The sequence below is a fragment of the Streptomyces sp. NBC_00310 genome (genome assembly GCF_036208085.1).
Taxonomy (GTDB): Bacteria; Actinomycetota; Actinomycetes; order Streptomycetales; family Streptomycetaceae; genus Streptomyces.
In genome coordinates, this window is the sequence record NZ_CP130714.1 from 6,883,207 (window position 1) to 6,894,437 (window position 11,231).

An 11,231-nucleotide genomic window follows, 5' to 3' on the forward strand; every position below is an offset into this window, starting at 1 on the left:
TGCTTCGCCGGCCCGGCGGCGGAAGGCTGCGCTCCGTTCGCGGAAGCGAGAACCGTCACAGTGCTGTCTCTGTGCGGCCCGGCCGGTTCCCCGGGTTGCGGGCCGCTCCCTAATGTGACCCTGTCAAGAACATTGCGGGGCAACGTGAATCAGATGCAGGGGCTGCTCCTCGCGGAGCGCTACCGGCTCGTCGACACGATCGGCAGCGGTGGCATGGGACGGGTCTGGCGTGCGCACGACGAGGTGCTGCACCGGGCCGTCGCGGTCAAGGAGTTGACGGCCGCGCTCTATGTCTCGGAGAGCGAGCAGGCCATCCTGCTGCGGCGGACCCGGGCGGAGGCGCGCGCGGCGGCACGGATCAACCACTCGGCCGTCGTCACCGTGCACGACGTGCTGGAGCACGACAACCGGCCGTGGATCGTCATGGAGTTGGTCGAGGGCGTCTCGCTGGCCGACGCGGTCAGGGAGCGGGGGCGGGTCGAGGCCCGCGAGGCGGCACGGATCGGGATGTGGGTGCTGCGCGCGCTGCGGGCCGCCCACCAGGCGGGCGTACTGCACCGCGATGTGAAGCCGGGGAACGTCCTGCTCGCCGAGGACGGCAGGGTCATGCTGACCGACTTCGGCATCGCGCAGGTCGAGGGCGACACGACCATCACCCGGACCGGCGAGATCGTCGGTTCCGTCGACTACATAGCCCCCGAGCGGGTGCGCGGGAACGAGCCCGGGCCCTCCTCCGACCTGTGGTCGCTGGGCGCCACGCTGTACACGGCGGTGGAGGGCAAGTCGCCGTTCCGGCGCACCACACCGCTCACCACCATGCAGGCCGTGGTGAGCGAGGAGGCCGCCGAACCGGTGGCCGCCGGGCCGTTGGGGCCCGTCATCACCGCGCTGCTGTGCAAGGATCCCGCCGTACGGCCAGGTCCCGACGAGGCCGAGCAGATGCTCGCCGAGGCGGCGGAGGGGCGGCGGCCACGGGTCGCGCAGGCGTATGTGGCCACCCAGCAGCAGCCGGGGGGTCCGGGGCCCGGTGTCGATGGTGCTGAGGGGCCCGGTGGTGCGGATGGTCGGGGTGGTGGAGACGCCCGGGGAGCCCAGGGAGCCCGGGAAGCCCAGGGAGTGGCGGGCGCACCGGGGGCGCGGGACGGGCGTGGGGCCGGGGGCGTGCCAGGTGGAGAGGGCGCGTACGGCGTAGAGGGTTCGTACGGCGTAGAGGGCGCGCACGGTGCGCCGGGTGCGTACGGCGGAGGCGTGCAGGTGCCGGGGCATCCCGCCTCGGCCGCTGCCTCCGCCGGGGGACACGGGTACGCCGCCCTCGGTGGCTCCGGCACCCCGGTCGCGGCGATGGCCACCGGCTATGGGTCTGCCCCCGCCGCGCCCACCGCCCGGCGGCGCGGCCGGGGCCGTACGGTCGCGCTCGTCCTGTTGCTGGCCGCTCTGGTCGGCGGGGGCGGTGCCGTCGCGAAGCACTACGCGGACGAGTGGCGTGCGGGGAGCGGCTCCGCCACGGCCGGGACGGATGGGTCGGACGGGACGGGGGACGGGGATCAGCCGGCGGCCGACGGGGTGCCCGAAGGGTGGGAACGGGTCGAGGACCCGGCGGGTTTCAGCCTCGCCCTGCCCAAGGGGTGGAAGCGGGAGGTGGAGGGGACGCAGATCGACTACACGCCCGACGACGGTGAGCACTTCCTCCGGGTCGCCGTGGACGACTCGCCGGACTTCGACAGCCCGTACCACCACCAGATCGATCTGGAGGAGCAGGTGAAGGTGCGGCCCGAGTACCGGCGGGTGAGCCTGGAGGAGAACATCTACCGCGACCGGCCCGGCGCGCTGTGGGACTTCACCTGGACCGCGCCGGCGAAGGACACGGAGTTCCCCGGGCCGCGCCGGGCGATCGAGCAGATGTATCTCTCCCGGGACGGCGTCGAGTACACGATCTACATGTCCTCGCCGGCGGCGGACTGGGACACGGCGGAGGAGCAGTTCTACGCGGTGCTGCGCAGCTGGCGGCCGGCGCCGAGGTGAGTCGGCGACGAGTCACCCCGCGGGGGGCGAGGAACCTCTCCGCCCCGCATACCGGCTCCCTCGTGGCCGCCGCACGCAGGCCCCACCCGTGATCCTCCCGCACGGCGCTCGCGAGTCGCTCATGAGCTGCTCATGAGTTGCTCACGGGACGGGCGTACGTCGCTTGTCAGCCAGGCCCTCACACGGCACCGGAGGGTTCCGGTCCGGTGCGGCATGATGGGGCGTATGGGGACCGAGGGGGAGAACGTCCGTGTCATAGCGGGTCGTTACCTGCTGGAGGCCAGGATCGGCCGCGGCGGGATGGGGATCGTGTGGCGTGCCACCGACCAGCTCCTCGGTCGGCGGGTGGCGGTCAAGGAGCTGGCCCTCGACGACTCGCTCCCGGAGGAGCGGTCCCGGCAGCGGCGCGAGCGCACCCTGCGGGAGGCGCGGGCGGTCGCCGGGCTGAGTCATCCGCACATCATCGTCGTGCACGATGTCGTCGAGCAGGACGAACGTCCTTACATCGTCATGGAGTTGATCGACGGAGATTCGCTCGCCGAGCGGATCGCGGCCCAGGGGCCGCTCGACGCGCGAGAGGCCGCGCGGATCGGGATCGATCTGCTGGGCGCGCTGCGCCGGGCGCACGACGCCGGGGTGCTGCACCGCGATCTCAAGCCCGCCAACGTGCTGATGGAGACCGGCACCGACCGGGTCGTCCTCACCGACTTCGGCATCGCCCAGGTCGCCGGCGCGACCACGCTCACCGAGAGCGGGTCCTTCGTCGGCTCGCCCGAGTACACCGCGCCGGAGCGGATGTCCGGGACCCGCACCGGGCCGGAGTCCGACCTGTGGTCGCTGGGTGCGTTGCTGTGTGCCGTGCTGAGCGGTGAATCGCCGTTCCGGCGGGACTCGTTGGGCGGGATCCTGCACGCGGTCGTCGTCGACGAGATCCGGCCGCCCGCGCAGGCCGCGCCGCTGCTTCCCGTCGTACGGGGGCTGCTGGAGCGTGATCCGGACCGGCGGCTCGACGCGGCGGAGGCGGAGCGGCTGCTGCGGGCCTTCCGGGAGACCGGCCGGACACCGAGGACGACGAAGAGCGCGAGGACGTCGCCCGGGTACACGCCGACCCGACGCGATGTGCCGCGCATGGGCCGGGACGCGCAGCGTGCGGCCGCTGCCTCGGCCGCCGCCCAGGACGCGCCGGGCACCGGGCAGCCGGGGCCGCCCGCGTCCGGTCCGGAGGCTGCCTCGCGGGAGCAGCCCGCGCAGCAGCGGCAGCCGCACTCCCCCCGGAGCGTGCTGGTCGCGGCCGCGCTGGTGGCGGCGATGGCCGGGGCGGGCGTGTCGGCGGCGGCGCTGCTGATGCGGGAGGGGGGCGGCGGGGGCGGCACGCCGAGCACTTCGGCACCGCACACGCCGGGGTCGTCGAGTACGGCGGGCGAGTCGGGCACGGCGGGCACGTCGAGTACGGCGGGCACGCCGAGTGCTTCGGGTGTTTCGGGTGCTTCGGGGGTGTCCGGCGCGTCGGGTGGCGCCTCCGCCGGTACGTCGGCCGACGTCACGCCCACTGTCACGCGCTCACGGGCGGCCACCGCGCCGACCGTGCCCTCGGGGTACCGGCTGGCCGAGGACGAGCGGGGCTTCAGCCTCGCCGTGCCGGACGACTTCACGCGGGAGCCGCAGGGGGAGCGGGTCTTCTTCATGTCGCCGGGGCAGGTGATCCGGATCGGCGTCAAGCTCGACGACCCGGCGGAGGGCGGCCCGGCCGGGGTCATGCGGCGCGCCCACGAGAAGGGTGCCTCCACGAACCCGGGCTACCGCGACGGCCGGGTCACCGAGACCACGCACGACGGGCGGCCCGCCGCACTCTGGGAGTTCACCTGGGACGGCTTCAGCGCGGCGGAGGGGCCCCGGCACACGTACGACCTGTGCTGGGAGCAGGACGGGCGGCTGTACGACGTATGGGTGTCGGCGCCGGTCGGGAAGGTGAGCGAGGCGAAGGAGTACTTCGACGTGGCGGTGGACACGTTCGTACGTAACTAAAGCGGAGATAAGTGGTGTTCCGCGTCACGGGTCTGTGACCGGAAAGCGACGGGGGTGGATGCCGAAGCGCTCGCCGCGATACAGATGAACGTATGAGCAGCAACGGGGGCGCCCCTTACGGATCCGGCCATGGGCCCGGCTACGGACCCGACGAGCCGACGAGTTTCGGACTGCAACCGCCGCAGCCGAGTGTGCCGTACCCGGGGAACCCGTATGCGCAGCCGACCCAGGTGGTGGCGCAACCGGCACCGGCCTCGGCGCAGCCCCCGCAGGACCCCGGCACCGGGCGGTTGATCGAGGGCCGTTACCGGCTGCTCGCCAAGCTCGGCCATGGCGGCATGGGCACGGTGTGGCGGGCGAAGGACGAGACGGTCGATCGCGAGGTCGCCGTCAAGGAGCCCCGCGTACCGGACCATCTTCCCGAGCGCGAACGGGCCAACGCCTTCGAGCGGATGCGTCGTGAGGCGCGTGCGGCGGCCCGGCTGGACCATCCGTCGGTCGTGAACGTGCATGACGTGGCGGTCGTGGACGGTCAGCCGTGGATCGTGATGGAGCTGGTGCGGGGGCGTTCGCTGGGCGACGCGCTCCAGGAGGGCACCCTCGGGGTGCGTGACGCGGCGAGAATCGGCCTCGACGTGCTCGGCGCGCTGGAGGCCGCGCACGCGGCGGGCATCCTGCACCGCGACGTCAAGCCGGACAACGTCCTCCTCGGCCGCCACGACAGGGTCGTCCTCGCCGACTTCGGCATCGCCCAGATCGAGGGCGAGACGAACCTGACGGACACCGGCGGCTTCGTCGGCTCGCCCGAGTACATCGCCCCCGAGCGGGTGCTGGGCCAGCGGCCCGGCCCCGCGTCGGACCTCTGGTCGCTCGGCGTCGTCCTCTACGCCGCCACGGAGGGCGTGTCGCCCTTCCGGCGCAGCAACACGCCGGCGACGCTGCAGTCCGTGCTGAACGCCACGCCCGCGGCGCCCGCCTCGGCCACGGGTCCGCTCGCCGAGGCCATCAACGGCCTGCTGCAGAAGGACCCGGCACGCCGCCCGACCGCCGCCCGCGTCCGCGAGCTGCTGGAGACGGCCGCGAACCCGCCGGCGCCCGCGCCCACCCAGGTGGTCCAGCAGATCACCGCGCCCCCGGCCGGGAACGGCAAGGGCATCCGGGTCGGCGCCAAGACCCTCGCCGGGCTCGGCGCGGTGGTCGTCGCGGCCGCGGTGACGGCGTACCTGGTGATCGCCGACCCCTTCGCGGGGCCGCTGCCGGACGGGTGGAAGCAGCGGAACCTCGGGGCGAAGGTCGCCGCGAGCGTGGGGGTGCCCGGGGACTTCGTGAAGGACGAGTTCGAGCCGGACGACACCGACGGCACGTTCGCGCAGTACAGCGATCCCAGCGGGCTGATCCGGATCAACGTCGACCGGGACGTCAAGAAGGACGACAAGGAGAACGAGATACCGGGCGTCGCGCTGGACAAGGCGTACGCCGACTGGGAGCTGGTCAAGGACGGCGAGTACACGCTGGACATCGCCGACGACCCCGCGCCGAAGGGGCGCCCGCAGGAGGCGAAGTTCGAGGACCGCGAGGCCGCCGAGAACACCATCGTGTACACGACCACGGACAGCCAGGCCCCGCGCCTGCGGGAGGCACGGGTCCTGTACTACAAGGCGAGCAACGGCGACATGTACCGGCTCTGGATCGACTATCCGGGCAAGGGACACTTCACCGAGCAGGGCCGCGAGATCGCCCGTACGGCCATCGCGAACCTGAAGATCGACGCGATGTAGACGGACGCCTCTCGGGAAGCGCGTTCTGGCGAGGCGCTTTCGGGAGGAGCGTGTCCGGGCGAAGCACGTCCGGGAGGCGCGCGTTCGAAAGGCGCGCGTGTCAGGAGAGGGCGACGGCCAGGTCGTTGGTGACGGTGAAGAAGACGCGGGCCCGCGGGGATGCGCCGCTCGGTGTGGTCATGGCGACGGCCGGGTACTTGTCGGTGTCCTTGCGGTCCACGATGTCGTCGAACAGCCGTCCGAGGCGGATGGGGTCGGCGTCGGGCGCGGGGCGCAGGAACAGGTCCCAGATCACCTTGTCCGGGCCGACGGGGTCGGGCAGGGACGTGAGGTGTGCGTGGAATCCGCGTCCCCCCTCGGTGCTCGTCGCCGGTGCCTCGAAGTCCGCCACGTCCTCGCCCCGGGCGACGCCCACCAACGCCGCGCCCTCGCCGAGTGCGGCCCCGTGCAGGACGCCCTCCACGGCGATCGAGCCGTCGCCGACGGGTAGTGCGGTGACCTCGGCGTGCGCGGTGCGGTGGAAGGTACGCAGGGTGAGGTAGCCGTCCTTGGTCGCGTACGGGATCCACCAGGCGACCGGCGCCTCGTCCGGGACCGCGGCGGTCAACAGGCCCCGCTGCTCGACCAGTCCGGCCCGCAGCCGACGCCGCGCCCCGTCCCCGGCCCGCTCGACGTGCAGGTCCCAGCGGCCCTCCGCGAGGGCCGGGGCGGCATGGCTCAGCGTGGCCGCCCACGGGCTCTTCGCGTCGCCCGGACTCTCCCGCTCCAGCGGGACGCGGACCTCGTCGTCGCCGTGGCGTCGGCGCAGTACGAGCGCGAGGCCGTCGTCGGACGCGTCGGACGCGCCGGACGTGCCGGATGCGCCGGACGCGGCGACCGAGATCCGCACGCTGCCGTGCGCGTCGACCCGACAGCCGGCTTTCGGGCGCAGGGGGCGCGGCTTCACGTCGGATGTGGTCGCCCCGGCTGCGGTCGCCCCGGCCGGTTCCGTCGCCTGGGCGGCGGCAGCGGCGGCACCGGCCGCAGCGGCATCAGCTGCACCGGCGGCCTTCGGGCCCGCCGATTCGGTGGTGGTTTCCGCCGGTCCCGTACGGGCAGCCCCGGCAGTCCCCGGAGTCCGGGCAGTCCCCGGAGTCCCGGCGGCCCCCGGAGTCCCGGCGGCCCCCGGAGTCCCGGCGGCCCCCGGAGTCCCGGCAGCCCCCGGAGTCCCGGCAGCCCCCTGAGTCCCCACAGCCCCCGGAGTCCCCACAGCCCCCGGAGTCCCGGCAGTCCCCGGGGTCCCCACAGCCCCCGGGGTCCTGGCGGCCCCGGTGTTCTGCGCAGTGCGAGGGAGGAGCGCTCCCATCGTTCGCCGTAACCACCGCCGCAGCTTCACCGCCGCGGGGGTGCGCGCCTCCTGGAGTTCCGCGATCAGCCGCTCGTACTCCGCGGCGATCGCGCGGGGCGCGTACCGGCGGACGGTGGTGTGGGCAGCGGTGCCGATGCCGCGGCGCAGGTCGGGGTCGTCGATGAGGCGGAGCAGGCCCGTGGCGAGGGCGTTCGGGTCGGACGGGGGGACGAGGAGGCCGTCGGTACCGTCGGTGATGATCTCGCCGGGGCCGTGGGGGCAGTCGGTGGCGACGACGGGGACGCCGGCGTGCATGGCCTCCAGGATGGTCATGCCGAAGGACTCCCACTCGGAGCTGACCACGGCGACGGAGGCCTTCGCCCACTCGGTCTCCAGGGTGGCGTGCGGGCCCATGAGGAAGACATGGTCGTTGAGGCCGAGCGTGTCGATCGTGGCCCGCAGGGTCGCGCGCTCGGGGCCCTTGCCGTAGATCCGTAACCGCCACTCGGGGCGTTCGGCGACGACCTTGGCGAAGGCCTCGATGAGCAGGTCGTAGCGCTTGACCGGGAACAGGCGCCCGGCGGTGACCACCAACGGGGCGCGCAGATCGGAGCGTTCACCCTTCGGGCGGGGCGCGGCATTGGCGATGTTCGTGATCCGGGTGCGCAGGCCGGGCAGGTGGCGGCGGTGGTCGGCGGCGTCCCGCTCGGAGACGGTGACGAACGCGTCCAGGCGCCCGATCGCCGCGTTCTGCGCCTCGCGCACGCCGGGCACGTGGTTGTCGTACGACAGGTGTTCCTGTCCGATGCGCACGGCGTGGCGCGGGCCGTGCTGGGCGAGGAGGACGACGAGCGCCGGGCGGGTCGCGATGAGGACGTCCGCGTCGGTCGTGTCGAGGAACGCGCGCAGGCGTTCGTCGGTGAGCGCGGTGTAGCGGTGGGCCAGGACCTCGGTGGGCGGGGCGAGGGCGGAGGGCCGGGACATCAGCTCGTGGCCGCCGTCGTACGACTCCGCGTCGGGGCGTTCGTCGACGAGCGGGACCAGGCGGACCTTGCCGCTCACGCCGAGCGGAGGGTGGTCCGCGGTGCGTAACACCGAGACGACCTCGACCTCGTGACGGGCCGCCAGGGCCCCGGCCAGGTTCAGGGTCGAGCGGACGGTGCCACCGATGGCGTACGCGTTGTGGAGCAGGAAAGTGATCTTCATGACGCTCAGTACGTCCTCTCAGAGATCCAGGACAGGACCCGGTCGGCCACCCCCGGCACGTCCAACAGTGCTGCGCCGTGCGAGGAACCGGCCACCCGCTCCACCGTGACCCCATTGGGTGGCATGTTGTGGTCGGTCTCCTCGGCGGCTTCGAGGTCGAGCGAGTGCCGGACGGGTACGAAGTCGCCCTGGGAGTGGAGCAGGTACATGGGGGCGTCGTCGGCGCCGGAGGCACGGCTCGTGGCGGCCATGTCGTCCCAGGTGTCCCGGCAGCCGGGGTGCGTGGAGGTGTCGTTGTCCGCCGGGTCCGGGTAACAGCGGGCCAGGATGGCGGCGTTGTCGCGGAGCTTGCGCTGTCTGTCGCTTGCACCGGCGTCGTTGCCGTCCTGCCAGGCGCGGTACGGGGAGTTCACGGGCGACAGCGCCACCACGCCGTCGACGCGGGAGGCGCCGGAGCGGTAGGTCGCGACGGTGGTGGCTATCTGGCCGCCGGAGGAGGAGCCCAGCAGTACCAGCCGGTGGGGGGCGAGGTCGAAGTCGGCGGCGTGGTCGCGGATCCAGTCCAGCGCGGACAGGGCGTCGGTTCGCTGGGCCGGCCAGGGAGCGTCGAAATTCAGCCGGTGGTCGACGTCGAAGACGGCGTAACCGGCGTCGGCGAAGGCGCGCGACCAGGTGGCCCAGCCGGTGTCCTCGTACCAGTGGCCGCCGTGCAGGATCACGACCCCCGGCTGTTCCCCGTCCCGCTCTTCACCGGCGGTGTTCCAGTAGGCGTCGAGGGTCTGCCGGGAGTGCGAACCGTAGGAGTACGTGGCCTCGTTGCGGTCGGCCGCCGCGCTGTCGCGCGTGTCCGAAAGGACGAGGGTTGCGATGGCGGCAACGCAAAGAACCAGACAACCCCAGAGCCGACGCACGGCTACCTGCTTTCAAGTGACATGACGGCAGGCGACGTTGTCCCCGGGCACGGGATCCGACCGGAACGTCCACAGTGAGGGGGCGCTCACACGGCCTGCTTGCGTGAGCAATCCGGACTATAAGCGGCCCGCTCGAACAATCGTCAAGCCGGGCAAGGGAGTTGGCCTGAAGCGTCCGGCCTGAACAGCTTGGCGGGGGTTGTGGATGACTTGTGCAAACATCTCCGGTCCTGTGGATGAGCTATGAGGAAAGGGGGGTTGACATGCTGATGGCGTGCACATTTAGCTTCGCTTTATGTGGCCAGGGGTGTGGATGTGGTCACTCAACGGGGATCAAGGGGTGAGTTGTGCGAATACGCACAAGCACAGCGGGATGTGCCCTGCTGGCTTCTTTCGTCATGTCATCAGGGCTGTTGCCCTCCGGCGTCGCCGGGGTGGCAGCGGCGGCCACCTGCACGGCGGGTACTTCTACGGACTTCAACGGCGACAGCGTTGTCGACACGGTCGTCGCGGATCCGAACGCCACGGTGAACGGCGCCAAGGGCGCGGGTCTGGTGCGGGTGATTCTCGGCGCCGGCAAGGGGGTCTTCGAGATCTCGCAGGCCACCACCGGGATGAACGCCGCCCCCGAGGCCGGTGACGGTTTCGGCACCTCCCGCACGACGTACGACGCGGACGGCGACGGCTGCACCGACCTCGTCGTCGGGGTGCCCTATGAGGACGTCACCAAGGACGGGGTGAAGCTCGTCGACAGCGGGGCGATCTACGTCATCCACGGCACGCCGACCGGCATCGGCGAGGGCTCCACGATCGAGGGCTACAGCCAGTCGGGCCTGGATCCCAGCACCACCACCGAGGCGTACGACTGGTTCGGACAGTCCGTCAAGGGCGGGGAAACCGCGAGCGGTTCGCCCTATCTGGTCGTCGGCGTGCCCGGCGAGAACGTGGTCACCGGCGGTACGAACCACGCCGACGCGGGCTGCATCCACTACATCCAGGGCAGCACGAAGACGACGGTCAACCAGAACGACACGGGCGTCCCCGGGACCGTCGAGGCGTACGACCGCTTCGGCTACTCCGTGGCCGGCACGAACCGCTACTTCGGCGTCGGCATCCCGGGCGAGGCCATCGGGGACCAGACCTTCGCCGGCGGTGTCGCGGTCTTCAACCACACCCTCGCGAACGGACTCCCCACCGCGCTGGCCGGATTCGACCAGGACGCCACCGGAGTGACCGGCACGGCCGAGGCCGACGACGGCTTCGGCACCTCGATCGCCATGACCAACTACCGGCCCAGTGACCAGACGTACAACTCCGACATCCTGCTGGCCGTCGGCACACCCGGCGAGGACATCGGCACGGTCACCGAGGCGGGCGGCGCGGCGGTCTTCCGGATCCAGCCCTCCGGCACGTACACAGAGCTGGCGGCCATCGACGCCAATGTCACGGACGTCGAGGGCGACGCGGTCGCGGGCGACTTCCTGGGCCAGCGTGTGGCCATCTCCAACACCGACACGGCCGTCGTCACCACCGCCGACACCGTACGGCTGGCCGTCGGCATCCCGGGCAAGGACGTCGGCACCGCCACCGACGCGGGCGCCGTCCAGGTCTTCCGGCCGCTGGGCACGATCGGCGCGGCCGACCGGCTGCTCACCCGCGGTTCGGGCCTGCCGGGTACGGCCACCAAGCGAGACCACCTGGGCATGTCGATGACCGGTGGCGCGAACAACCTCTACCTCGGGGTGCCCTTCAGCAAGGCGTCCGGCACCACCAAGGGCGTGCTCCACGTCCTGACGTGGACCGACATCGACGGCACCACCGGCACGGGTGCCACCACGTACCAGCCGGGCTCGGGCGGACTGCCCGACAACGGCGTCTCGTTCGGCGTGGTCGGGTGACGGGCGGCATGGGGAGAAGAAAGCACACGGGGATGAAGCGCACCGCGATGAGACGCACCGCGAC

At 72.3% G+C, this 11,231-nt stretch carries 6 protein-coding genes; 4 read left to right on the plus strand and 2 right to left on the minus strand.

All coding sequences use genetic code 11. The annotated features are described in order from the left end of the window. The first annotated feature begins 153 nt into the window (after positions 1-153). The 3 genes from OG202_RS30285 (at position 154) to OG202_RS30295 (ending at position 5,825) form a co-directional block, all read left to right on the plus strand. Complete coding sequence (locus OG202_RS30285) at positions 154-2,022, plus strand: serine/threonine-protein kinase (RefSeq protein WP_328224740.1); 1,869 nt, start codon at positions 154-156, stop codon at positions 2,020-2,022. Between the two features lie 225 nt (positions 2,023-2,247). Beyond that, complete coding sequence (locus tag OG202_RS30290) at positions 2,248-4,047, plus strand: serine/threonine-protein kinase (protein WP_327728144.1); 1,800 nt, start codon at positions 2,248-2,250, stop codon at positions 4,045-4,047. A 92-nt stretch (positions 4,048-4,139) separates the two neighbouring features. Then, the gene (locus tag OG202_RS30295; protein ID WP_327728143.1) at positions 4,140-5,825 is read left to right on the plus strand and encodes a serine/threonine-protein kinase; all 1,686 of its coding nucleotides are present in this window, start codon (positions 4,140-4,142) and stop codon (positions 5,823-5,825) included. Positions 5,826-5,925: 100 nt separating this feature from the next. Here OG202_RS30295 and OG202_RS30300 read toward each other — a convergent pair whose 3' ends face one another. Both OG202_RS30300 and OG202_RS30305 read right to left on the minus strand, forming a co-directional pair. Further along, positions 5,926-8,358 carry a glycosyltransferase family 4 protein gene (locus OG202_RS30300; protein WP_328223907.1) on the minus strand — a complete coding sequence of 811 codons (2,433 nt, stop codon included), beginning with the start codon at positions 8,356-8,358 and terminating at the stop codon, positions 5,926-5,928. A gap of 5 nt (positions 8,359-8,363) precedes the next feature. Beyond that, entirely contained in the window at positions 8,364-9,269 is a 906-nt protein-coding gene (locus OG202_RS30305) for an alpha/beta hydrolase (protein ID WP_328223908.1), read from the minus strand. Between the two features lie 398 nt (positions 9,270-9,667). Here OG202_RS30305 and OG202_RS30310 point away from each other — a divergent pair, with 398 nt between their 5' ends. Next, positions 9,668-11,167, plus strand: coding sequence for a VCBS repeat-containing protein (locus OG202_RS30310; RefSeq protein ID WP_328223909.1), 1,500 nt, complete (start codon positions 9,668-9,670; stop codon positions 11,165-11,167). Positions 11,168-11,231 lie beyond the last annotated feature (64 nt).

What these genes read in the sequence shown, in the direction of transcription:
- OG202_RS30285 (WP_328224740.1), top strand. Translation starts at nt 154, where the DNA reads ATGCAGGGGCTGCTCCTCGCGGAGCGCTACCGGCTCGTCGACACGATC.
- OG202_RS30290 (WP_327728144.1), top strand. Translation starts at nt 2,248, where the DNA reads ATGGGGACCGAGGGGGAGAACGTCCGTGTCATAGCGGGTCGTTACCTG.
- OG202_RS30295 (WP_327728143.1), top strand. Translation starts at nt 4,140, where the DNA reads ATGAGCAGCAACGGGGGCGCCCCTTACGGATCCGGCCATGGGCCCGGC.
- OG202_RS30300 (WP_328223907.1), bottom strand. Translation starts at nt 8,358, where the DNA reads ATGAAGATCACTTTCCTGCTCCACAACGCGTACGCCATCGGTGGCACC.
- OG202_RS30310 (WP_328223909.1), top strand. Translation starts at nt 9,668, where the DNA reads ATGTCATCAGGGCTGTTGCCCTCCGGCGTCGCCGGGGTGGCAGCGGCG.